The following is a 24,190-nucleotide window of genomic DNA, read 5'->3' on the forward strand; positions in this document are numbered from 1 at the left end:
ATAAGGATAAGGCATGACTACACAACAACAAAAAGTTGAATTTTATTTCGATCTTGGCAGTCCATTTAGTTATTTGGCTTTTTATAAGCTACAAGAAATCACCCAAAAATATAATGCAGAGATTGAGTACACACCGATTTTATTGGGTGGAGTTTTTAAATCGACTGGTAACAAGAGTCCAATTGAGGTGCCTGCTAAAGGGATCTATTCAATGCAAGACTTAAATCGATGGTCAGATTATTATCAGATCCCGATGCACATAAATCCATATTTTCCAATGAATACATTGACTTTAATGCGTATATTAACGGGAGTGAAAATCTATTATGATGAATATTTTGAAGCGATTTTGACCAAGCTTTTTGATGCGATGTTTAGAATGCCCTTGAATTTAACCGATTCAGAAGTTCTGATAAATTTATTTCAAGGTGATGCAATCGACGGTCAGCAACTTTTGGATTTAAGCCAAGATCCGGTGGTAAAACAAAAATTGATTGATGAAACAAACAATGCCGTACAACGAGGGGTATTCGGAGTACCTACATTTTTTTTGCGGGAAAATATGTACTGGGGGCAAGATCGCTTGCATTTTGTAGAGCGCGAATTACAAAAATAAGTGAAAAAGAAATTAAATTGAGACTCAGCTAAATTTATTAAAAATATTGATGTGATATAACGAATAAGAGAGTACGAAATTAACAGCTTGAGGGAGTCACGATGACCCATAATGTTTTAGCTTACGCAGCGCTTGATTCTAAAAGTCCATTGGTTCCATATACGTTTCAGCAACGTCAAGCTCGCCCCGATGATGTCATTATTGATATTGAATACTGCGGTGTATGTCATTCTGACTTACATCAAGCGCGTAATGATTGGGGTTTTAGTCGTTACCCAATTGTACCTGGTCATGAAGTAATTGGTCGCGTAAAAAGCATCGGAGCATCGGTAACGAAGTTTAAGGTTGGAGATCTGGTCGGAATCGGGTGTATGGTAGATTCATGTCGTACTTGTTCTGCTTGTCACCAAGGTTTGGAGCAATATTGTGAAGCTGGCAATACACAAACGTATGGTAGTTTAGATCGTCATGATCAAACACCTACTTATGGTGGCTACGCACAAACGATCATTGCGAGCCAAGATTTTGTATTGAAAGTACCTGAAAATTTAGATACTCAATCCATTGCACCCATCTTATGTGCAGGGATCACGACATGGTCGCCGTTAAAACATTGGAATGTCGGTAAAGGCTCTAAAGTGGCTGTTGTTGGACTCGGTGGTTTAGGTCATATGGCGATTAAACTTGCTCATGCGCTTGGTGCAGAAGTGACTTTATTTACACGATCAGCAAATAAAGAACAGGATGCACGTGATTTAGGTGCAGATCATGTCGTGTTATCAACAGATCCAACACAAATGAAATCAGTGAAAAATCAGTTTGATTTAATTATTGATACTGTGCCTTATGATCATGATTTAAAGCCTTATATTCCGACACTTGCATTGAGTGGGACACTGGTATTGGTAGGCTATCTCGGTGAATTTAGCAGTAATTCAGTGCCCATGATTATGGGAAGAAAATCAATCGCTGGATCGGTGATTGGTGGGATTCAAGAAACTCAAGAACTACTTGATTTTTGTGGTCAGCACAATATCGTGTCAGATGTTGAAGTCATTGAGATGCAAAATATTAATGAGGCATTTGAGCGAATGCTTCAAAGTGATGTGAAATATCGTTTTGTGATTGATATGAAAAGTCTACAAGCCAGCTAATCCATTAAACTCCTATAGCAGAAAAGAAGCGGCAATCTGCCGCTTCTTTAGCTTTTGTTTTAGAAGAAACCCATTGGTTTGGTTGAGTAACTCACCAATAAATTTTTAGTTTGTTGGTAATGATCCAGCATCATTTTATGATTTTCACGACCAATCCCTGATTTTTTATAACCACCAAAAGCAGCATGAGCAGGGTAGATATGGTAGCAATTTGTCCAGACTCGACCTGATTGAATTGCACGTCCTGCACGATATGACGTATGCGCTGATCGAGACCAAACACCAGCACCTAATCCATAAATGGTGTCATTGGCAATTTTGATGGCATCGTCGAAATCTTTAAATGTTGTCACAGCCAAAACTGGTCCAAAAATTTCTTCTTGGAATGTTTTCATGCTGTTATTGCCTTTGAAAATAGTCGGCTCAATATAAAAACCTTGTCCAATTTCTTCACGTGCTTGACCACCCGTAAGAATTTGAGCACCTTCTTCACGACCTGTCGCAATACAACCTAAAATTTTATCTTGTTGCTCTTGCGAGGCTTGAGCACCAATCATGGTTTCTGTATCAAGTGGATGTCCCGTTTTAATTCGCTTCACGCGCTCTACAGCCATCTCTAAGAATTTATCTGCAATACTTTCCTGGACTAAAGCACGTGATGGACAAGTACAGATTTCTCCCTGATTCAGCGCAAACATGGCAAAACCTTCAAGCGCTTTATCTAGATATTCATCATCCTTATCCATAATGTCTTCGAAGAAAATATTTGGAGATTTGCCACCCAGTTCTAATGTCACTGGAATAATATTTTCGGTGGCATATTGCATAATTAATTGACCGACTGCAGTTGAGCCGGTAAATGCAATTTTTGAAATACGTGGATTTGTGGCAAGAGGGCGTCCTACTTCAACACCATAACCATTGACGATATTCAGCACACCTGGTGGTAAAATATCTTGTATCAGTTCAACTAAAACTAGAATACTAACTGGAGTTTGCTCAGCTGGTTTTAAGACAATACAGTTCCCCGCTGCTAATGCAGGAGCAAGTTTCCACGCCGCCATTAAAATCGGAAAGTTCCAAGGAATAATCTGTCCAACGACACCCAACGGCTCATGAAAATGGTAAGCGATAGTATCTTCATCAATTTCTGAAATACCACCTTCTTGTGCGCGGATACAGCCAGCAAAATAGCGGAAATGGTCAATACACAGTGGAATATCTGCAGCTAAGGTTTCACGGATAGGTTTACCATTGTCCCATGTTTCTGCCACAGCAAGTAATTCTAGATTCTCTTCTAAGCGATCTGCTATTTTTAATAAAATGTTAGAGCGAGTTGTTGCAGACGTTTTGTTCCATTCAGTTTTAGCGGCATGAGCTGCGTCTAAAGCGAGCTCAATATCCTCGACTGAAGAACGGGGAACTCGAGTAAAGACTTTCCCATCTACGGGAGAAAGATTATCAAAATACTCACCTTTTACTGGAGGAACCCATTTCCCACCAATGAAATTTTCGTATTGTGCTTTAAATTGAACTTTAGAATCTGGTTGATTGGGATCAGCGTAGCGCATAGTGTCCATCCTTTGGTTGTGCTATAAAGTTATGGAAAATATCTTCGTCTTTGGTATTAGATATCTTCTATTATTGATGAGTTAACATAACCACTATAAGGTTGGAAAAAGGTTGGAATGATGAAGGTTTACAACTGATCAACAAATACTATAACTATAATAAGTACAACACATGCATATTGGGAAATGTTGAGATAATAAGGAATGAACTCAATGCAGACTCTAATCAAGCAAAGACAACAAATAGAAACACTTAGAGAGAAAATCAGTCTTTCAACTGTACAGGCGAAACAACTTGGTCAGCATATTTTAAAGTCTTGGCAAAGATCGAAGTTGGCAGAAATTCCGAAAGAGCGAATGGTAGCGCCGTTGATCACAACGAGTACTGTTGAAAGTAACAGCCTAAATCAAGCATTGAAAATATGTGAACAAGAGTTAAAACATGTTGCACAACAATCATCTATGGTACTTGCGGTAGGCGATATCAACAGCACCATTATTTGGACGGAAGCTAGTCAACAAATGCGTAAGGCTGCAGAACGTGTTCACTTTATTGAAGGCGGTCAATGGCGGGAGGAAGTGGTTGGAACCAATGCTTTAGCATTAACCTTGAAAACTGAAAAATCAAGTTGTGTGTTTTCAAATGAACACTATATGGAGTCTATTCATGATTGGGTGTGCTATGCAGCGCCAATTGTTGATCCATTTTCGAAGCAACTCATTGGTGTATTAGATTTATCAACGACATGGGATCATCACAATAGTTTTGGACTACTCGCAGCAGAACGTTGTGCATCTTTAATACAATCAGCATTACTGAATTATCAACGCCAACATTTATTTATTCGTACCTTTGGAATTCCTCAAGTCATATTTAACGGACGTACCTTGGTGGTTACCCCTAGACAGATTGAAATTTTGACAATATTGGCATTATGTCCTCAAGGGCTTAGCTTAGATTCGCTTCATCAAGCTTTGTATGGGGAGCGAAAGGTAAGCATGGGAACTTTAAAAGCTGAAATGTCCCAGCTTCGAGATTTATTGGGTGGAATGTTAGGCTCAAGACCCTATAAATTACTGGCGCATATTGAAGCTGATTTCCTCCAAATCGAAAATGCTTTAGACGTTGGATTTGTTGATAAAGCTTTACAGCAGGTCAATGGTGTAATGCTCGCAAAAACTGAAAGCCCATTCTTATGTTCTTGGCGAAATTGTCTAGATTCGCGTTTGAGTGAAGCAATTTTTAACTATTGTGATGTTGAAGTGCTTTTAAAATACATTGCACGAAATCCTGACGCAGTTGATGCAATGGAGCGTTTAATGGAGTTATCACCGCAAGATCATTCAACGCAACAACTTTTACAGCACTATCATAATTGAGCCGAATTAAAGTAAAACACAACGGCCTAAAGCATATTCTTCATATTGTTAACGTATTTTATTCCCATTTTTATATACCTACAAAATTTTAAAGCCGCTGTTCCTGATGTAATGTACTACCGAATTCGATTGTGAACCAAAGAATAAAAAAAAGAGAATCTGAAGTGTATCCAGATTCTCTTTTAGATCTAGCAACTCAAAAATTTACATTGCAGCTTTAAAAATGTTGATGACTTGTTGGAGATCTGCTTTACGTGGGTTAGTGAGCATGCAGGCATCTTTTTGTGCATTTTGAGCCATCACTTCTAAATCTTCTTCTTTAACCGAAAGCTCTTTTAATCCTGATGGAATGCCAATGGATTGAGATAGGATTTTGATCGCATCAATTGCTGCATATGCAGCTTCATTAATGGTTAATCCTTCAATATTTACACCCATTAATTCAGCTATTTTGGCATAACGATCAGGGCAGGCAATTAAGTTGAACTCACAGACATGGGGAAGCAAAATCGCGTTACATACACCATGCGGAAGATTATAAAAACCGCCTAATTGGTGAGCCATGGCATGTACATAACCTAAAGAGGCGTTATTAAATGCCATGCCTGCCAAATATTGTGCATAACTCATTGCATCACGTGCTTCAATATTCTCACCATTAGCAACCGCAGGACTCAGCCATTGACTGATCATGCTAATGGCTTTTTCAGCACAGGCATCCGTAATTGGATTCGCTGCTGTTGAAACATAGGCTTCGACGGCATGAGTAAGCGCATCCATACCTGTTGCAGCTGTCAACGCTGCAGGTTTTGCGATCATCAGTTTAGGATCATCTATGGCAATGAGTGGAGTGCAACGCCAATCGACGATTGCCATTTTTACATGGGTTTCTGTATTGGTAATAATACAAAAACGCGTCATTTCCGAAGCAGTTCCTGCAGTTGTGTTGATTGCAATAAGAGGTGTCATCGGAACGGTGCTTTTATCGATTCCTTCATAGTCGCGAATGTGCCCACCACCTGCAGTCACTAAACCAATACCTTTAGCACAATCATGTGAAGAGCCACCACCTAAAGAAATAATAAAATCACAAGCATTATTATTGTATGCTTCCACACCATCGTGGACATTAATATCAGTCGGATTAGGCTCGGCACCAGCAAATATGTAGCTCTGCACTTGCGCTTCTTTCAAATAGCCAGCGATGATATCTGCGACACCAAATTTGTATAAACCTGCATCAGTCACAATCAGTGCTTTTTTAGCCCCTAAATTTTGAGCTTTGCTTCCAACTTCTTTAGCACTACCTGGTCCGAAAAGTGAAACACAAGGGATATAAAAACCGTTTGTTTGGTCTGCAATATTTTTAAAAGCCATGGTGAGATTCCTTTTACCATTTATTGTTGTGGTCGGTGATATTTACCGTGTTTGCAGTATTGGACACTCTTGCGATTATGTGTACCTACCAAATACCAACCCAATTTCTCCATGGCTCAAAACAAGAAACAGCAAGCAAGAAATAATATTTCAAATGGGTGAAAAGGAGATTGGTCGCAAAGGTCTGTGAAGAGATGGGGAGGTTGAAGAATAGAAATATTGTATGACCAAGAGAAAGTCCATTCAGCTTGATCAATACACATTAACAATCAAGACCAGTAAAATAAGGTCTTAGATGAACAGAATTTAAAGATTTTTTGAAGAAAGCCAAGCAAAGAGTTGGTCATACACTTGCTGACGAACCAGTTTTTTTGAAAGAACCAAATCATGCAGGCCATCTTTAATTGTCATTACAGTGACATCACCTTGTAATGCTTTTGCATATTTTTCGATGGTTTTTACATCTAAAATCACATCAGAGGTCTGAGCATCAATGTTGTATTTCTTGGGATTGGTCGTGCGACTTGAGTGCATAACAAGGAGTGGAACTGAAATTTTAGGACCAGATTGAATTTTCTGCTGTGCTTTCACAACAGCACCAATAAAACTCAAATACACTTTGGTGTAGGTTTTAGGTTTAAGCTTGAGATCAAAACTCCATTCACCGTTCAAATTTTCGTGCAAACTCTTCACGTAAAACTTATTTAATTCACTTGGTAATTGCATCAACGGAAATTGCTGAGCTAATTTTGCAATCATTGGAAGCGCATATTTCTTTTTCAAAACATTCATATTGAAATCATAAAATGGGCTGTTGGCCCAGATTGCTTTAATCAATGGATAATCAGGGTGTCGAATTGAAAAATAAGTGGCAGTTAAACCGCCTGTAGAATGACCGCATAATAATACCGATTCATTTCCCTCACTCTGAATTGCATTCAATGCGGCATGAATATCTTCATCATATTCGGTTAGGTCTTTCACAAAATAAGGTTTTTGATGCGGAAGTAGTGATCTACCGTATTTTCTAAGGTCAATGGCGTAAAAATGAAAACCTTGGGCATTAAATTTTTTCGCCATTTCTTGTTGGAAGAAATAATCAATAAAGCCATGGATATACAGCACAGCTTTTGTTGATGGAATATCCGATGGACGACGTACTAATGTTGCAATAACCTCACCATCATAATCAGGCGTAAATTTGAAAATATGTTGTTCAAATTTTTCACCTAAAATGTCGGGTTGGTAGTGTAGCGTGGTCTCAGCACTCATTTTTTCGATCATCTATTGATTCATTCCCTGATTCAAAATTGTTTAGATTGACTATAAATATTCTTTTAAAAGTTGTTCTGTATCGTCAAACAATCGTTGAGCTAAACTACGATTTTTCGCATGTGAAGATTGAAAAGCTGGTGTTTGCAAACTTTTGTATTGACCTGTTTTTTTAGACCATTCAGGTGATAACGCAATTTGATGAATAAGATTTGCCGGTTTGTTGGGTGAGATTAAGAACAATTTTAAAGCGCGATATTGATAGTTAGGAAGCTCGCGATAAATTTCGGAATCCACACCACCTGGATGAATTGCGTTACTGGTGATAGATGTGCCTCTGAGCTTTTCAGCTAAAGCATGACTAAATAGTAAATTTGCTAATTTACTATTTCCATAGCTGAGTACACCGTTATACTTTTTAACAGAATGAAATTTAAATTGATGTGTGTCAATTTTACCCAGAACATGCATCATGGATGCAAGATGAATGATACGGCCTGAAGGCGCGTTTTGAAGTAAAGGTAACAATTGCATTGTCCACACAAAATGTCCTAGATAATTGACACCTATTTGTTTTTCAAAACCATTAGCCGTTTCTTCTAATTTAGGCGTCATTAAACCTGCATTGTTGACCAAAATATCAATCTGTGAATATTTTTCTTTAAAAGTTTGTGCTGCAGATTTGACTTGATTTAAATCATTTAAATCTAATTCTACAATATCAATTTGACCATGATCTTTGGTGCTGATTTCTGCTTTAGCTTTCTGAGCTTTATCCAAATTACGACAGGCAAGTACGACATGATGACCATCTTCAACAAATTTTTTTGCTGTCGCTAATCCAATTCCTGTATTTGCACCTGTAATCACCACTGTTTTCATTATTGTCTCTAAAGTTCTTAGTATGAGATTGTTTTAATACAGTCAGAGGAGTGAGTCAAACGTACTTTCAAGAAATTTTCATATAATTGTTGCATGATACGAACTGCTTATCTGACTCATACAAAAGTTACAGAATCTGAATAGCACAACTCATTTTAAGATAGAATAATATAGTTATATCGTTGTTATTTTTAAAATTCTTCCAGTCTTTCTTATTTAGGCAAACTGTATGCTGGCGTGTCCTCCGCAAAATCCAAAGCAACGTCATCAATATACTGCACAGGCATTAATTGATCATTGCGATACACTCAAAGCCGTATTTCAGGATCAGTGGTTATATCTATGGACGATTACGCCTGAAAATTTATTCGTAATTGATCAGGAAAATAATAGCTTAGTGATCGCAGATGGACTGCTCACAGTTGAGTGTATCGATGATTATAAAATTCAATTTTATACATCCCACTCAAATGTCGAGATTCAAAAAATTGCGGATTTTATGTTCAATGATTTTAGTTTTATCTTTAATCATAAGGCCTCACATCATTCTTTATATTTAAAAACGAAAGTGCAGTTATTTCGTCAAATGCTGGTTGAAGAAGTCTTTAAATGGGTCGATGGAGAAAATCGTGTTGAACAGTGCCTCTATAATTTGACCGATCAGCAAGCGATGCAGTTAGATCGAATCATGATGCAAAGTGAGTATTATGATGAACCTCATTTGCTGAATTTCAGCCGATTTGGTGCTGAAATACCTCTGGAAGTTGAACTAAATTTTAAACATCTGTGTTTGGTCAATTCAGTCATGGGAGATAATTTTCTTGCAGTGCAAAAATTGATTCCAGTATACGATCGGTTAAGCACTTCAGCAGAATTAATGTTGCCAAAACGGTTATATCGTATGGCACAAATTTCTTTCGAAGAACAATTTAGCTTATCTCAATTGGTAGACTTAGAGCCTGATTTCAATTTACTCAAACAGCATAACGAGCAAACACCGCATTTATTAGGTCTTACACGTTGGATCAAACGAGGGTATTGGCAGTATCAAGATATTTTCAATAAACAAAATTTTTTAAATAAAGATGTGCAGTATTGGGTAGAAGATATAGCGCAACAGTCGCCACTGTTTATACACAAAAGAGCAGTGAATTGGTTATTTAAACAAGATTATCTTGTCATCGACTGGGTAAGTGAAAATTTAAAAGATCCCAATATTCGATTGGCCGTCACCGCTTTAAGTTTTGTGGATTGCTCTAAAGTACATCCGCATGTCATACAACTCTCGATTCAATATTTTGAACAGGTTATCGGTCGTTTATTTATTTCTGAGTGTTTGCGTATTTCACAGCAACAATCATGGTTTGAACTATCTGCTGAGCATGAGCCGCTAAATGTTCAATATTCTAAAAAATCACAACCTCTCACGGCTTCTATTTTATATCTTAATGAATGGTTGGACTTGTTATGGTCATTGGATCAGCAAGGATTGAGTTCAGTGAAATATGTCTTTAAACGTATTTCTCAAGTGATGCAGTCTTATATGTTGTTTTTAAATGATTTAGTTAAAGATCTGCCTGATGAAATCATCAAATTTATTGAGCCCTCAATACAACATCAAACGCATTTTCATTTCTTGATGCAGCAGTATCATATCAATCTAGATGAGTTTAGGCAGCGCTTTAAACATCCAAACTCTCAATATAACCGAAGCAATAATATTTTTGACTCTTATGTCGCAGATTATCTCATTGATTTTTTCCAACAAGATAGAACTATTTCGAAAAATATGACATGGCCCGCATGGTATCAGCAAGCAATACGTTGGCATCAGCATTTACATTATGTGGATACATTGACGACTTTGAAATTGAGACATGCTGAAAGTCATTGGAAACGAGTATCACCTCAAGCAGTCATGTATACAGAGAATTGGAAATTTGTGGAGTTGAATGAATTAGAGCAAATTATTCAAGAGTCTGTAAATTATAAACATTGTCTGGCTTTATCTTATACCCAAAGAATTATTGATGGTGAATATGTGGCGTTCCATATGTCAAATTTACATGATCCCTCACAGCATTTGACACTCGGTTGTTTTTTTAAATTCGATCAGCTTCATTTTGACCAACTGCGTTTGCCCAATAACGAAGTTGCTGATCTAAAGGTTGTGAGGGAGGCCAAAGAGTTTGTACATCAAGTCAATGAAATGTTGATTTGGAATTTTGGAGATCCTGAACAAATCAACAACTGATGCGCCTTAAATTGACGTATTCACGCGTTAACATGATCATAAGACTGATTTTTGGCTTAACTTTTTGATGAAATGTCGTTAGGCTATGAGCGTTCAAATTAGGTTAAGCACATATGAAACAAGAAACTGCACTGAAGTTAATGAAAGCAGGAGAAAATGTCTTTTTGACAGGTTCTGCGGGTGCAGGAAAAACGTATACGCTTAATCAATATATTAATTATCTTAAAGCGCGAAAAGTTTCAGTCGCCATTACCGCATCTACAGGCATTGCAGCCACACACATGAATGGGATGACCATTCATACGTGGGCGGGGATCGGGATCAAAGATTTTTTATCAGATGATGATCTAAAGCGCATGAAAGAGCGTAAATATCTCAAAGAGCATTTAGAAAATGCGCAGGTATTGATCATTGATGAAATTTCGATGCTACATGCGAAGCAGCTTAATTTAGTTAATCAAGTGCTCAAGTTTTTTAAAGAGTCTGAGGAAGCATTTGGTGGCATACAGGTGATTGCCGCCGGAGATTTCTTCCAGTTACCACCAGTCGGACGCAATGACGAAAAAAATCGAGATAAATTCTGTTTTATGTCCCAGGCTTGGGTAGAAGCGAAATTTCGTGTTTGTTATTTAACTGAACAACATCGACAAGATGACTCAGCCTTGAATGATATTTTGAATGCAATCCGTGCGCAAAATATTCAAGCCGAGCATATTCAAGCTTTACAACAAACGCGTGAGCAAGATATTGGTGAAACATTTACACGTTTGTATACCCATAATATGGATGTTGATGCCATTAATTACCGTCATTTAAATGAGATTGATGGGGATGGTCATCAATTTTGTGCACAAATGGATGGTAATGAAAAATTAATTGAGACATTAAAATCTTCCGTTCGTGCACCAGAAGAATTGACCTTAAAGAAACATGCCAAAGTCATGTTTGTAAAAAACAATTTTGATGTGGGTTATATCAATGGCAGCCTTGGTGAAGTCATTGGTTTTGAAGAAGTAGATGATCACGGGGTATTACCTAAAGTGAAATTAACAGACGGCACTGTTCTGGTGGTCGAACCTGAAACCTGGTCTGTTGATAATGATGCAGGAAAGACAATCGCGAGTTTTTCCCAAGTTCCTTTGCGGTTAGCTTGGGCGATTACTATTCATAAGTCTCAAGGGATGACTTTATCGGCGGCGGAAATCAATTTGGCGAATACCTTTGAAAAGGGTCAGGGCTATGTCGCCTTATCTCGTTTGAAATCTATTGATGGTCTGAGGTTGCTCGGCTTCAATGAGCAAGCATTAGAATTAGACAGTTTAGCAATTAAAGCCGACCGAAGATTTCAAGAACTCTCTGATGAAGCAGAAGCGCATTTTGGTGATGCTGATTTAGAAGCGCAACATAAGGCATTTATTCGGCACTGTGGTGGCACACTCAATGAGCTTGAGATTAGTCGTAATGAGAAAAAAATTGCCAAAAATGCAGGCAAAGCCAATTATGCCACCGCGACTCTCGATGAAACTCGCGAACTCTTTGAAAATGGTTATGAAATTCAGGATATTGCGGTTGAGCGTGGTTTAACGCCAGCAACCATTATTAACCACTTAGGCAAACTCCATCGTGAGCAGGGGTTAGATATCTCGGTTGCTCATCCTGGGGATGAAGTCGTTGAACAAGTACGTAAAATCTATAAAAAATTACTTAAAAGACAGAGTCCTGAACATTTCGGTGAAGATGGTGCGATCAAGTTGCGTCCGATCGTGGAAAATACCAATCCGCGTATGGGCTATGACCAAGTGAGATTAGCCTTATTATTCATTGAATAATGAGTTACGCATTTGAAATTGATTTTTTAACACACAAGCAAAGGGAATTAAGATGCCACAGATGATCGTTGAGTATTCGGATAATATTCAAAATTTAGATGCGCAAGCGTTACTTTTAGGCTTAAACCACGCTTTATTTGATACAGGTCTAGTGGGGCATCCTTCTGATATCAAATCACGTATTCGTGCTAATAGTGATTTTCTGATTGGTTTTGGCGAAGAGCCTCAAGCCTATATTCATGTTCGTTTAGGGATTATGACGGGGCGTAATGAAGAGCAAAAGAATCTTATTTCAGATCGCTTAAATGAGTATCTTCATAGCTTTAATGGTTATCATGCTCAAGGCTTAACGGTTCAATTGATCATTGAGTTAGCGGAAATGCCAAAAGAGCATTATCGTAAAGGTAGAGTTCAGAAGTAAGACAAAAAAGGCTGAAGTGATCTTCAGCCTTTTGTTATGCAGCAAAAGTCAGTATTTCGATATCTGCACTGTTTTGAATTTTTTCAGCCGAATAGCTATAGAGTTCATCGATAAAAGCGACATTAAAACTTCCGACAGTTTGAGCCTGTGTATAAGCGAGTTTTCCTGCGATGGCAAAGTGTACATGGGCAGCAATACATGCAATGGTTGGGTTTGTTACGCCAGCATAAGCTGCAATTAATGCACCTAAGGCGCATCCTGTAGCGGTAACTTTTGGTTGTAAATGCGAACCTCCATTAATCTTAACCATACATCCATAAGACTTAGAAAGAATAAAATCAGATTCGCCAGAAATTGCGATACATTCAGAGTAATTTAATAAAGTTTTTGCCTGTTCTACTACGGCAGCGCTATCGAGGGTACTGTCTACACCCTTAGATTGATTTTGTTGTCCTACTAAGTTCCCAATTTCTGAAGCATTACCTCGGATAATGGTGGGTTTAAAACGCAATAAATCATTTGTAATTTCAGTACGCCATGGCAAAACAATACTATAGCCAACTGGATCTAATACCCAAGGTATGTTTTTTTTGTGAGCAGTTTCTGTGGCAATTTTCATTGCGGCAACTTGTTCTGTATGAGGAGTCCCTAAATTGATACTTAAAGCTTGACTAATACTCACGAAACTTTCAGCTTCAAAAGGATTATCAATCATGGCAGGTGAGGCACCAGCAGCTAACAGTACATTTGCGACATAGTTGGCAGCAACCTGATTGGTCATACAATGCACTAAAGGTTGAGTGGTTTTTAACAGATGCCATGCTTCAATGACCTGTTTAAGAATCTCTTGGGTTTGAACCTCAATATCTTTTGGAGCATTTGCTATCAAGTTTTCTGGATGATTCATAGTCGTTCGCTAGCGTGTAAAATAGTGGTCTTGGTGATTACAATTACGACAAATTAAACTGACATAGTCATCTGCGTCATAATCCACAGAAAGTTCATTCGAGCCACAATTCATACAACGTTTTTGTGAGTAAAAATTTAAACGTGGCTCAATTTTACTCCACGATCGCCAAACAGGTTGAAAAAAGATTGATTCATCATAGCCTAGAAAATGAAAAAATAAGATTTCGCTCATTTTACTTAAAGGTAAGTTAGGTAGCCTTGGCAGTGTTGAGGTTTCCCATTTTTCAGCTAAAGAACGTTCACGATATTGCTGTAAGGTCTTTTTTAAAAGGTTGGTATTGATAAAATTTTCATTACGGGCTTGGAGTGCTTTCTGATGGTGCAAATACTCAAGCGCAGTTTGAACTAAATAATAGATTTGACCCACAGCAAGAGAGTCTAATAATCTAAAACAAAAGGTTTGAAAACTCTGATTTCCAGCAATTTGAACGCCCCAAGTACGACAGTAGTATTGCGCAAATTGAATAATTTCTTGGTACAACAGAGTATAGAGTGCACTTTTGACTTCATCACTATTTTTAAATGGTACACCTTGGCTCAGATTTTCATAAAAGAGCTGACGTAACGCTTGGGTAATACTAAACAAGCTCGGCTCAGAATAGCCGTCAAGACGGACATTAATATAGTATTGACTGAGTTCACTCGAAAAGTCACGTGGGACAAGAATATTGTCTTTCAAAAGTTGTTTCATCAAATGATTTTGAAATAAATAACTTGGGGTAATGGTGTGATATTTAATATTTTCCCAATCGATGAATTCTTGATGTTGGGTATGCTCATGAACTTGTTGATCTAATATTGAGAGTAAAAACAACTTGTGCATAAAGCTCAGTTGATGCAAATCGAGTTCTTGTATGTCTTTATTCTTCGATGCAATTTTACGTTGTTCTTGAATGCGAGTTTCCTGCATCATTTTCTTTCGTTTTGCTGTGCAACGCTCACAATGACAGTTGCGGTTTTCATCTTGAAAGACTTGATGATGGCAGTGAGAGCATTGATGGAATAGGATTTCTTTATCAAATTCTTCTGCTTCAATAAAGTACATACTGGCCTGACAAAGTGGACAGAAACTACTTTCATCAGCATTTTTTTGGAGAATTTGCAACATGGCAGCACTTTAATTTCAAGATGAAAGAATTATACACACGATTGTTCAACATCGCTTGATTGAGTCAGTATTGAAAACAAATCTGACTGGTGTTGCGATCAATAAAATAAGCAGGTGAATGCCTGCTTATGTGAAATATATGAATAGATCGAACCGGAAAATCATTTCCTCAAATGTTAGATCGACCTAGATGGAGGATTTAATAGGTTAAAGGGCAAGGGAGCTCTGAATCGGAAAAATGTTGCATTTTAGCTTGGATCAGTACCTGAGATTTCTTTTGAGATAATCTCTTGATTCCGAGTGCATCATAGTTTTTCAATACAGCTGTGACTTCTGATGTTTCAATAGGCATTCCCTCGCTGGTTAAAAATGCTGCAATCACGCGATGATCAATTTTAGCAGCATCCATCATCTGCATGGTTTTGATGTTTTCTACTCTGACTATGTGGTCCCTGATGAGCATATTTCACCTCATTTATGATTTATAAGTTTTTTGATGATTACCGCTCTTAAACTGAAGCAATAATTATGCTTGAAAATAAAGAAGTGAATTTTTGTTACATTTCTATCGTACTTAGACAAGATATTTGAAACGGGTAATAAAGAAGCAAACTGTTGTTACTACAAATAAATTAAATTGAAAAAAACATGAATAGACCCATATTAAATAGAGCGTCAAACACAGACAATTCGTCAATTTTGACCTATGATCAATTGACTTCACATAAAAGCATAATCGCTGTAAAGAACAGCTTATAGGACGAGTTATGAATATCGCGGCAAATCCAGTGATCGAAGCAGATCAAACGATTTATTTGAAAGATTATCAGAAGCCAGCATTTGTCGTGGATTCGATTGATTTAAATATCCAAGTCTATGACGATCATACGATGGTGACAGGCACACTAAAAATGCAACGTCAGACTGAAGGTGATTTGGTTTTGCTTGGTCGTGATCTTGAGTTGAAGTCAATTACACTGAATGGTCAAGAGTTAAATTCTTCGCAATATTATCTAGATGATGAACAATTGGTGATTAAAGCTGTACCTGATGATGCATGCATCGTTACAGTCGTTAAAATTCATCCTGAATCAAACACACAACTTGAAGGTTTATACCAAGCAGCATCTGATCTGTTTGTTACACAGAACGAACCAGAAGGCTTTCGTAAAATTACGTTCTATCCAGACCGTCCAGATGTGCTGTCTGTTTTCACAACACGTGTCGAAGCGGATAAGAAATTTCCAGTCCTACTGGCGAATGGTAATTTAATTGAAGCGGGTGAAGTAGGCGAAGGACGTCATTATACCATTTGGCAAGATCCAACCAAGAAACCAGCCTATCTCTTTGCATGTGTCATTGGAGACTTAGCGGTATTAAAAGATCGTTACGTCACGTCTGAAGGTCGTGACGTAGCTCTAGAAATTTATGCTGAAGAAAAAGATATTCCGAAGTGCCATATTGCCATGGAAGCACTTAAACATTCTATGCGTTGGGATGAAGAGCACTATGGATTACCTTATGATTTAGACAATTATATGATTGTCGCGACCAGTGCATTCAATATGGGTGCAATGGAAAACAAAGGGCTTAATATTTTTAACACATCATGTGTTTTAGCTGATGAAGAATACACGACTGATGCTGCGATTATGCGTGTTCAATCTGTTATCGCTCATGAATATTTCCATAACTGGACGGGTAATCGTATTACTTGCCGAGACTGGTTCCAACTTTGTCTGAAAGAAGGTTTAACCGTTTTCCGTGATCAATCTTTTTCTGAGGATTTGCAGTCTGCTGCTGTTCAACGAATTGATGATGTAGCAGTGCTTAAAGCACACCAATTCCCTGAGGATTCAGGACCATTGTCTCATCCTCCACGTCCAGATCATTTCGTAGAAATTAATAACTTCTATACAGCGACTGTGTATGAAAAAGGTGCAGAAATTAACCGCATGATGGCGACTTTATTAGGTAAAGAAAAATTCCGTAAAGGAACGGATGAGTATTTCCGTCGCCATGATGGTCAAGCTGTGACTGTGGAAGATTGGGTTGCTGCATTATCAGCAGGTTCTGGTGTGGATTTATCTGGATTTTTAACTTGGTATAACCAACCAGGCACACCTAAGCTTGAAGCCAATGGTGAGTTTGATGCTGAGCAGAAAACTTATCGTTTAAACTTTAAGCAAAGTTTAAAACCACATCCAAAATATCCAAACTTAAAAGCGGTTCCAATTCCTGTCGCTTTGGCTTTGTTTGATGAACACACTGGTGAGCAACTTCAACTTGAATGCTCAGCTTTAGTTGAAGATCAAGTCAAAGATGGTGTTTACTTATTCACGACTGATGAGGCAACGATCGAGTTTAAAAACGTGGCGAAGATGCCTGTAATTTCACTATTACGAAATTTCTCTGCACCCGTGAATTTAGAGTTTAATTATACTGATGAACAGCTTGCGTTCTTATTACAGTACGAAACCAATGGCTTTAATCAGTGGCAAGCGACGCAAACATTGCTTGAGCGCATCTTACTAAATGAGCAATCTGCTGACATATATATTGAAGCGATGTTAAAAACGCTACCTAGAGTAATTCAGCAAGATCCGCTGTTAGCTTCACGTTTATTTGATGTTCCGAGTGAAGGTTATTTGGGTAGTCGTATTGACCACGATTATCAACCGACAGCGATCTATGAAAAGCGTAATGCTCTATTAGATACTTTGTCTCGCCGTTTAGGTGATTTTGCTAAAGAAACTTATTTATCATTAGATCCAGCAACACAGTCAGATTTTTCCCAAGCTATGGGTACACGTGCTTTAAAGAACATCATGCTTTCTTTTATTGCGCGTCAAGGAGATGAAGCTGCATTTGACTTAGCTGAGCAACAGTATCGTCAAACACGTAATATGTCTGAACGTTTAGGTGCTTTAAAAGTGTTGGTGTGGAATGATGCACCGCAAGCTGCTGAAATTTTAGAAGATTTCTATGCGCGTTTTAAAGATGAGGCTTTATCAATGGATCAGTGGTTTATGATCCAAGCAGCTCATCCGAAAGCGACAGCAGAGACGATTCAAAAACTGACATCACATGCTGATTACGATCTTAAAGTACCTAATCGAATCCGTGCTGTAACTGGTGGTTTAAATTCAAACCCTGTGAATACTTGGAGTTTTGGGGTAGATCACATTATTCAGTTGGCTCAATATTTGGACGAAAAGAATCCGATTGTAGGCTCACGATTGTTACAACTTTTGTCACGTTGGTACACGTTAGCCCAACCTCAACAAGCCGAAGTCAAAGCGAAACTTGAAGCATTGAAACCTATCGTGAAATCTAAAAATGTATCTGAAACTTTAAATAGTATGCTTGCTGTTTAAATCACAAATAAAAAACCAGTGCAATGCACTGGTTTTTTTTGACTCAACAGAATCAAGCTTGCATGGTCATTAGACTTGCATTACCACCTGCAGCTGCGGTATTAATACTAATTGCACGTTCAATAAAGAAGCGTTCTAAAGGAATGTCATAATTACCAGGCTCTAGATGTGTAATTCCGATGATCGCACCTTGTCGCTGAGCCACTTTATCTTGCAATTTTAACAGTTGATTTTTAGTGCCATGATGTAGAATTGCATCAAAACTACCTGTCTCAATATCAGCAATAATGGCGATACGTTGAGCGACCTCTTTAGGCATAGACTGTAAGTATTTTAAAACAAACGTATTCTCACCTAGAACAGTTGGCTGAGAGCCAACCGCGAGAATGGCATGAAGTTGATGAATCTGATCTATTTCTTGATCTGCCAAGCTTAAAACACGATGTCTCGGTAACACAACATATTGATTACTTTCACCTGTTGGTCCTTGTAATTCATAGCTATGTCCGACACAACTTGGTTGCAACGCCTCCATTTGATAATGCGGAAATGACTTATTGACCCAATCTTTATATTGATTCAATAAATTTTGATGTTCAGTCAATTCAACGCCTTGGCTCGTTGCATAAGGTTGTGCAATTTTTTTATGGGTACATTCATGCATTAATCGATAAATGTACATCGGTCCACCAGCTTTTGGACCTGTACCAGATAAACCTTCTCCACCGAAGGGTTGTACACCCACAACAGCACCTACAATGTTGCGGTTAATATAGAGATTTCCAACTTCTGCTTTTGAAATTACGGTTTGTATGGTTTCATCGATACGCGTGTGTAAGCCCATAGTCAAACCATAGCCTTTGGCATTGATTTGATCAATAAGTCGATCAAGTTCGCCATATTTATAAGTAATGACATGCAGTACTGGACCAAAAACTTCACGTTCAAGATCATCTAAATGTGGTAACTCAATCAAAGTCGGCTTAACAAATGTGCCTTGATTGAGGTGGGAATCATCCTGATCCCGCATGAATTGTTGAACAGGATAACCCAAAGATTTCATTTTATTGATATGTTGATCAATGGTTTGTTTTGCTTCGCGATCAATTACAGGACCGATATCAGTTTTTAATAAACTTGGAATACCCACACGCAATTGCTTCATCGCACCTTTGAGCATTTTGATCACGGTATGCGCATTATCTTCTTGAACACATAAAATTCGCAGTGCTGAACAACGTTGACCTGCACTATCAAATGCTGAGCTGACAACATCTAATACCACTTGTTCAGTCAGGGCAGAAGAATCTACGATCATGGCATTTTGACCGCCAGTCTCTGCAATGAGAGGTATTGATTGACCAAATTGATTCAGTCGTTTTGAAACGGTTTTCTGCAAAATTTTCGCAACCTCAGTGGACCCTGTAAACATAATGCCTTGAATACGATGATCACTACTGAGTTGTGCACCCACTGTTTCACCACGTCCTGGCAAGAGTTGTAAGACAGATTGTGGTACGCCAGATTCCCAAAGAATCTGAACTGCAATTGAGGCAATTAAAGGAGTCTGCTCCGCTGGTTTGGCGATTACAGTATTCCCTGTTACAAGTGCCGCCGCGATTTGACCTGTAAAAATTGCCAATGGGAAGTTCCAAGGACTAATACACAGTACTGTACCTAAGGGTTGAATAACGGCTTTGTGTTCTAGATCTTTCACTTGTGCTGCGTAGTAGCGTAAGAAATCTACTGCTTCGCGTACTTCAGCAATCGCATTGGCAAATGTTTTACCGCTTTCGCGACTGAGCAGAACCATTAGCTCTTCAAGTCGAGACTCCATCACATTGGATGCTGTAATTAAATATTCTGCACGTTGATCTTTTTCTAAATTTTGCCAATCCTGCTGTGCTTCAGTCGCATTAACTAACGCCATTTCCACTTGCATGGCATGAGTCTCCGTCACTTCACCGACAATATCTTGATGGTTCGCAGGATTGAGAATTGTCATTGACTCTGTATCGTGTACGGATTCATCTAATCTCAGACCCATTGGGGTGGCTTTAATTTGAACTTTAGACCATTGTTGATAAGTATGATTCAAATGTTCAAGGTCTTGGTCATTTGCAAGATCAATTCCAAGAGAGTTAGGGCGATGATCAGCATATAAATGTTTCGGATATGGAATAGCAGGGTGCTTTAATCCAACTTTGCCTTCGATTCGACTTGTGACATCAATGGTTTGATGTGGATTTTCAATCAAGTCATCAATTTTGAGTGTTTTATCAGCAATACGATTTACAAAAGACGTGTTTGCCCCATTTTCAAGCAATCGTCTAACCAAATAAGCCAAAAGGGTTTCGTGATTTCCGACAGGTGCATAAATTCGGCAAGGTACGCCAAGTTTATCATCTGCTTTAGAACCGACGACTTGTTCATAAAGTGGTTCACCCATGCCATGTAAACATTGGAATTCGTATTGTCCCTTATAATATTGTTCAGGATTTGCCAAATGATAAATAGTGGCTAAGGTTTGTGCATTATGTGTTGCGAATTGTGGATAAATAAAGTCTGGTTCGGCTAAAAGTTTGCGAGCACATGCAATATAAGATAAATCTGTGTGCACTTTTCGAGTAAAGACAGGATAATCGGTCATGCCTTCAACTTGTGCTTTCTTAATTTCACTGTCCCAATAGGCGCCTTTGACTAAACGAATCATTAAACGTTTTTGACTACGCTTAGCTAAATCAATGATGTAATCGACCACGTAAAAACATCTTTTTTGATAAGCTTGAATCACAAATCCAATGCCTTTCCAGCCATTCAATTTTGGTTCGAAACATAAGCGTTCAAGAAGTTCCAATGAAATTTCCAGCCGATCAGTTTCTTCAGCATCGATATTTAGACCAATATCATATTGTTTCGCTAGAACCGCTAGATTAAAGACTTTGTGATAAAGCTCATCGTGTACACGGTCAATTTGCGAGCGTTGATAACGTGAATGAAGTGCTGAAAGTTTGATTGAGATACCGGGGCCTTCGTAAACATCTTTGTCAGACGATGCCTTACCAATCGCATGAATCGCATTTGTATAATCTTGATAATAGCGCTCCGCATCATGATCTGTAAGTGCTGCTTCACCTAACATATCATATGAGTAACGGAAGCCTTGTTCTTCTAATCGTTCGGCATTATTTAACGCCTCATCAATGGTTTCACCTGTAACAAACTGTTCACCCATCATACGCATAGCAACATCAACGGCTTTGCGAATAATGCCACGGCCACTTCGTGCCAAGATGCCTGTGAGTAGACCAGATAAACTATTTGCTTTAGGTGTTTCCATTAATTTACCGGTCAACATTAAGCCCCATGCTGCCGCGTTTACAAACATTAGGCTGCTTTGACCTAAATGATCTTTCCAATTGCCTTGGTTGATTTTGTCTTTGATCAATAAGTCACGTGTTGCTTTATCAGGGATACGTAACAGCGCTTCAGCTAAACACATGAGCGCAATACCTTCTTGTGAAGATAATGAAAATTCTTGTAATAAACCCTGTACAATGCCTGCTTTGCCCGCTGACCCTTTACGTTCACGTAATGAATGCGCTAAATTGAAGGCTAATTGATAAATTTTGTCTGAAATTTCTTGATCAATCTCGGTCTGTTCGAGAAGTGTTTCGACACATTCAGATTCATCACGGCGCCATGCACGATTTATTTCTAATTCTAGATCTGATTTATCTTTAAATTCAGTAATGTCTTGAATGTCTAATGGGCGAGAAAGGGGTGAGCTAAGTTGTTCCATGAGATATACGCCAGCGTCCTGTGACAATGAAATAGATTTATCTTTAAGGTTTATTTAATTTATAATTACAGAAAATATGGTGCATAACTCACTATAATTAGAGTTAAATTTAGAGAATAATTCGCATGCAGACTCAAATGATGACCTTGGATCGTACAGATTTAAAAATTTTAGATATCTTGCAAAAAGATGGGCGTCTATCAAATATAAAACTTGCTGAAATGGTCAATCTTTCTCCCACAGCAGCGCTTGCTCGAGTACAAAAATTAACCAAAGATGGGTATATTACAGGTTATGAAGCCAAGTTAAATCCAGATCTGCTGAATCGAAGTTTTGTGGTATTTGTCGAAATTTTATTAGATAAAACAACTCCAAATGTATTAGAAGAATTTTCTGATGCAGTCAGAAGTTACCCTGAGATTGTTGAATGTCACATGATCAGCGGTGGGTTTGATTTTGTAGTTAAAATTCGTTGCGCCAACATGGAAGAGTTTCGTAAGATCTCTGGACAGGTTTTATGGCAACTGCCTGGCATCAAAGAAACCCGTAGCTATCCAGTGATGGAAGTTATTAAGGAATCTTCGCAAGTGCAACTTAAGCAAACATTTAAAAAGTAAATGTATAAGAAAGGGGCTATAAGCCCCTTAATTTTTTATTTCTCATTACCTTCCATTTTTGATTTCTTGCATTTCAATTTCATATTTCTGTTGAGCTTCATCAAAACGGTCAGTCACATCTTGCGCTGGCGGGCGGCCTAATAAACTCACCACCATAATACTCACCCAAGATAAAATAAAGCCAGGAATGATTTCATAGACGCCAGTATCAGCCATGGTGTTTTTCCATACAATGACGGTAACAGCACCAACAATCATACCTGCCAATGCACCATTGATGGTCATTCGCTTCCAGAAGAGAGAAAGGATAATCAGTGGTCCAAATGCTGCACCAAAGCCAGCCCACGCATAAGCAACTAAACCGAGTACCTTGCTGTTCGGATTCATTGCAAGGAAGATCGCCATAATCGCAACGATTAATACCATCAAACGACCTACCCAAACCAGCTCGTTTTGTGATGCAGATTTACGAATAAATGCTTTGTATAAGTCTTCTGTAAGCGTGGTAGAGCATACCAATAGCTGGCAACTGAGGGTACTCATCACTGCTGCAAGAATCGCTGCAAGAATCACTCCTGCAACCCATGGATTAAATAAAATTTTAGTTAATTCCATAAAAACAGTTTCAGGATTTGCATTGACTGCAGCACCGAGTTGAGGAAACGTATCAAAGTAAGCGATTCCGAAATAACCGACAGCGACTGCACCACCAAGACATAGAATCATCCATGTCATTCCAATTCGACGTGCTGCTGGAATAGACTTCACGGAATCTGCTGCCATAAAGCGCACAAGAATATGTGGTTGACCAAAGTAGCCAAGTCCCCATGCCATTGAAGATAAAATTGCTACAGTGCTGAGATCTGAAAGTAAATTATTCGCTAATGGGCGTGCGGATTCCACAATGACACTAACTTGCTGAGCATTTTCACCAATGGCTAAATAGGTCATTACTGGAGCAAGTAAAAGCGCAAAGATCATCAAGCCTGCTTGGAATGTATCTGTCCAGCTGATGGCTAAGAAACCGCCAATACAGACATAACTGATCGTTGCCACTGCTCCAATCCAAAGGGCTGTGTTGTAATCCCAGCCAAATAGGCTTTCAAATAAACGTGCACCTGCGACCATGCCAGAGGCACAATAAATTGCAAAAAAAATCAAAATTACAAAAGCTGAGATGATACGAAGAACTTTTTTCCGATCACCAAAGCAGCTGGTGAAATAGTCGGGGAGAGTCAATGCGTTATGTTGTATTTCGGTATGAACACGTAGACGACCCGCGACCAACAGCCAGTTCAACCAAGCACCGATAATTAAACCAATGGCAATCCAAGCTTCGGATAAACCTGAGAGATAAATTGCACCAGGTAGGCCCATGAGTAACCAGCCACTCATATCTGATGCACCTGCGGATAATGCAGTGACGACACTGCCTAAACTCCGACCACCTAAAATATAATCATCAAAATTATTCGTGGCTTTGTAGGCATAAAGCCCAATGCCAAGCATCGCCACAATATAAAAAATAAATGTGATTAGCGTAGGATTTAATTGGCTCATT

Annotated in this window: 17 protein-coding genes; 8 read left to right on the plus strand and 9 right to left on the minus strand. The window is 38.5% G+C overall.

The features are described 5' to 3' along the window. Positions 1-13 precede the first annotated feature (13 nt). Both AC1M9D_RS00125 and AC1M9D_RS00130 read left to right on the plus strand, forming a co-directional pair. Positions 14-616 (plus strand): 2-hydroxychromene-2-carboxylate isomerase, encoded by a 603-nt coding sequence (locus tag AC1M9D_RS00125; RefSeq protein WP_481611247.1) that lies wholly within the window; start codon positions 14-16, stop codon positions 614-616. A gap of 101 nt (positions 617-717) precedes the next feature. Then, positions 718-1,770, plus strand: a complete 1,053-nt coding sequence (locus AC1M9D_RS00130) for an NAD(P)-dependent alcohol dehydrogenase (protein WP_481611248.1) — start codon at positions 718-720, stop codon at positions 1,768-1,770. Positions 1,771-1,829: 59 nt separating this feature from the next. On the opposite strand, the gene exaC is transcribed toward AC1M9D_RS00130, so the two are convergent. Then, positions 1,830-3,341, minus strand: coding sequence for an acetaldehyde dehydrogenase ExaC (gene exaC / locus AC1M9D_RS00135; protein ID WP_180027767.1), 1,512 nt, complete (start codon positions 3,339-3,341; stop codon positions 1,830-1,832). A gap of 204 nt (positions 3,342-3,545) precedes the next feature. Between exaC and AC1M9D_RS00140 the strand changes: the two genes are divergently transcribed. After that, positions 3,546-4,721 carry a sigma-54-dependent transcriptional regulator family protein gene (locus tag AC1M9D_RS00140; protein ID WP_481611249.1) on the plus strand — a complete coding sequence of 392 codons (1,176 nt, stop codon included), beginning with the start codon at positions 3,546-3,548 and terminating at the stop codon, positions 4,719-4,721. Positions 4,722-4,925: 204 nt separating this feature from the next. Here AC1M9D_RS00140 and mdh read toward each other — a convergent pair whose 3' ends face one another. The 3 genes from mdh to AC1M9D_RS00155 all read right to left on the minus strand — a co-directional run bounded on the left by mdh (position 4,926) and on the right by AC1M9D_RS00155 (position 8,252). Beyond that, positions 4,926-6,098: an iron-dependent methanol dehydrogenase gene (mdh, locus tag AC1M9D_RS00145; protein ID WP_481592708.1), complete on the minus strand. Its 1,173-nt coding sequence runs from the start codon at positions 6,096-6,098 to the stop codon at positions 4,926-4,928. 306 nt (positions 6,099-6,404) lie between these two features. Next, the gene (locus tag AC1M9D_RS00150; RefSeq protein ID WP_481611250.1) at positions 6,405-7,370 is read right to left on the minus strand and encodes an alpha/beta hydrolase; all 966 of its coding nucleotides are present in this window, start codon (positions 7,368-7,370) and stop codon (positions 6,405-6,407) included. A gap of 51 nt (positions 7,371-7,421) precedes the next feature. Then, the gene (locus AC1M9D_RS00155) at positions 7,422-8,252 is read right to left on the minus strand and encodes an SDR family oxidoreductase (protein ID WP_481611251.1); all 831 of its coding nucleotides are present in this window, start codon (positions 8,250-8,252) and stop codon (positions 7,422-7,424) included. 229 nt (positions 8,253-8,481) lie between these two features. On the opposite strand from AC1M9D_RS00155, the gene AC1M9D_RS00160 reads away from it, so the two are divergent. From AC1M9D_RS00160 to AC1M9D_RS00170, 3 genes are all read left to right on the plus strand, one after another. After that, entirely contained in the window at positions 8,482-10,506 is a 2,025-nt protein-coding gene (locus AC1M9D_RS00160) for a hypothetical protein (RefSeq protein ID WP_481611252.1), read from the plus strand. Positions 10,507-10,619: 113 nt separating this feature from the next. Further along, positions 10,620-12,335, plus strand: coding sequence for an AAA family ATPase (locus tag AC1M9D_RS00165; protein ID WP_481611253.1), 1,716 nt, complete (start codon positions 10,620-10,622; stop codon positions 12,333-12,335). Positions 12,336-12,387: 52 nt separating this feature from the next. Then, positions 12,388-12,756: a 5-carboxymethyl-2-hydroxymuconate Delta-isomerase gene (locus AC1M9D_RS00170; RefSeq protein WP_035263762.1), complete on the plus strand. Its 369-nt coding sequence runs from the start codon at positions 12,388-12,390 to the stop codon at positions 12,754-12,756. 34 nt (positions 12,757-12,790) lie between these two features. Here AC1M9D_RS00170 and thiM read toward each other — a convergent pair whose 3' ends face one another. The 3 genes from thiM to AC1M9D_RS00185 all read right to left on the minus strand — a co-directional run bounded on the left by thiM (position 12,791) and on the right by AC1M9D_RS00185 (position 15,296). Continuing rightward, positions 12,791-13,663 carry a hydroxyethylthiazole kinase gene (thiM, locus tag AC1M9D_RS00175; protein WP_481611254.1) on the minus strand — a complete coding sequence of 291 codons (873 nt, stop codon included), beginning with the start codon at positions 13,661-13,663 and terminating at the stop codon, positions 12,791-12,793. Between the two features lie 9 nt (positions 13,664-13,672). Then, positions 13,673-14,833 (minus strand): hypothetical protein, encoded by a 1,161-nt coding sequence (locus tag AC1M9D_RS00180; protein ID WP_481607435.1) that lies wholly within the window; start codon positions 14,831-14,833, stop codon positions 13,673-13,675. A 199-nt stretch (positions 14,834-15,032) separates the two neighbouring features. Further along, positions 15,033-15,296, minus strand: coding sequence for a hypothetical protein (locus AC1M9D_RS00185; RefSeq protein WP_035263756.1), 264 nt, complete (start codon positions 15,294-15,296; stop codon positions 15,033-15,035). A 304-nt stretch (positions 15,297-15,600) separates the two neighbouring features. On the opposite strand from AC1M9D_RS00185, the gene pepN reads away from it, so the two are divergent. Continuing rightward, positions 15,601-18,210, plus strand: a complete 2,610-nt coding sequence (gene pepN / locus AC1M9D_RS00190; RefSeq protein ID WP_481611255.1) for an aminopeptidase N — start codon at positions 15,601-15,603, stop codon at positions 18,208-18,210. Positions 18,211-18,262: 52 nt separating this feature from the next. Here the strand turns inward: pepN and putA are convergent, their stop codons facing one another. Next, entirely contained in the window at positions 18,263-22,012 is a 3,750-nt protein-coding gene (gene putA, locus AC1M9D_RS00195) for a trifunctional transcriptional regulator/proline dehydrogenase/L-glutamate gamma-semialdehyde dehydrogenase (RefSeq protein WP_481611256.1), read from the minus strand. A 125-nt stretch (positions 22,013-22,137) separates the two neighbouring features. Here putA and AC1M9D_RS00200 point away from each other — a divergent pair, with 125 nt between their 5' ends. Next, the gene (locus AC1M9D_RS00200) at positions 22,138-22,629 is read left to right on the plus strand and encodes an Lrp/AsnC ligand binding domain-containing protein (RefSeq protein ID WP_035263751.1); all 492 of its coding nucleotides are present in this window, start codon (positions 22,138-22,140) and stop codon (positions 22,627-22,629) included. Positions 22,630-22,674: 45 nt separating this feature from the next. Here AC1M9D_RS00200 and putP read toward each other — a convergent pair whose 3' ends face one another. Further along, complete coding sequence (gene putP / locus AC1M9D_RS00205) at positions 22,675-24,189, minus strand: sodium/proline symporter PutP (RefSeq protein WP_481611257.1); 1,515 nt, start codon at positions 24,187-24,189, stop codon at positions 22,675-22,677. Position 24,190 lies beyond the last annotated feature (1 nt).

The sequence above is a fragment of the Acinetobacter sp. ANC_7682 genome (genome assembly GCF_056779795.1).

Bases quoted from the DNA above. Each gene is read 5' to 3' on its own strand.
- AC1M9D_RS00155 (WP_481611251.1), bottom strand. From the start codon at position 8,252: ATGAAAACAGTGGTGATTACAGGTGCAAATACAGGAATTGGATTAGCG.
- AC1M9D_RS00165 (WP_481611253.1), top strand. From the start codon at position 10,620: ATGAAACAAGAAACTGCACTGAAGTTAATGAAAGCAGGAGAAAATGTC.
- exaC (WP_180027767.1), bottom strand. From the start codon at position 3,341: ATGCGCTACGCTGATCCCAATCAACCAGATTCTAAAGTTCAATTTAAA.
- AC1M9D_RS00140 (WP_481611249.1), top strand. From the start codon at position 3,546: ATGAACTCAATGCAGACTCTAATCAAGCAAAGACAACAAATAGAAACA.
- AC1M9D_RS00185 (WP_035263756.1), bottom strand. From the start codon at position 15,296: ATGCTCATCAGGGACCACATAGTCAGAGTAGAAAACATCAAAACCATG.
- AC1M9D_RS00150 (WP_481611250.1), bottom strand. From the start codon at position 7,370: ATGAGTGCTGAGACCACGCTACACTACCAACCCGACATTTTAGGTGAA.
- pepN (WP_481611255.1), top strand. From the start codon at position 15,601: ATGAATATCGCGGCAAATCCAGTGATCGAAGCAGATCAAACGATTTAT.
- AC1M9D_RS00130 (WP_481611248.1), top strand. From the start codon at position 718: ATGACCCATAATGTTTTAGCTTACGCAGCGCTTGATTCTAAAAGTCCA.
- mdh (WP_481592708.1), bottom strand. From the start codon at position 6,098: ATGGCTTTTAAAAATATTGCAGACCAAACAAACGGTTTTTATATCCCT.
- putA (WP_481611256.1), bottom strand. From the start codon at position 22,012: ATGGAACAACTTAGCTCACCCCTTTCTCGCCCATTAGACATTCAAGAC.
- putP (WP_481611257.1), bottom strand. From the start codon at position 24,189: ATGAGCCAATTAAATCCTACGCTAATCACATTTATTTTTTATATTGTG.
- AC1M9D_RS00160 (WP_481611252.1), top strand. From the start codon at position 8,482: ATGCTGGCGTGTCCTCCGCAAAATCCAAAGCAACGTCATCAATATACT.
- AC1M9D_RS00180 (WP_481607435.1), bottom strand. From the start codon at position 14,833: ATGTTGCAAATTCTCCAAAAAAATGCTGATGAAAGTAGTTTCTGTCCA.
- AC1M9D_RS00170 (WP_035263762.1), top strand. From the start codon at position 12,388: ATGCCACAGATGATCGTTGAGTATTCGGATAATATTCAAAATTTAGAT.
- AC1M9D_RS00125 (WP_481611247.1), top strand. From the start codon at position 14: ATGACTACACAACAACAAAAAGTTGAATTTTATTTCGATCTTGGCAGT.
- AC1M9D_RS00200 (WP_035263751.1), top strand. From the start codon at position 22,138: ATGCAGACTCAAATGATGACCTTGGATCGTACAGATTTAAAAATTTTA.
- thiM (WP_481611254.1), bottom strand. From the start codon at position 13,663: ATGAATCATCCAGAAAACTTGATAGCAAATGCTCCAAAAGATATTGAG.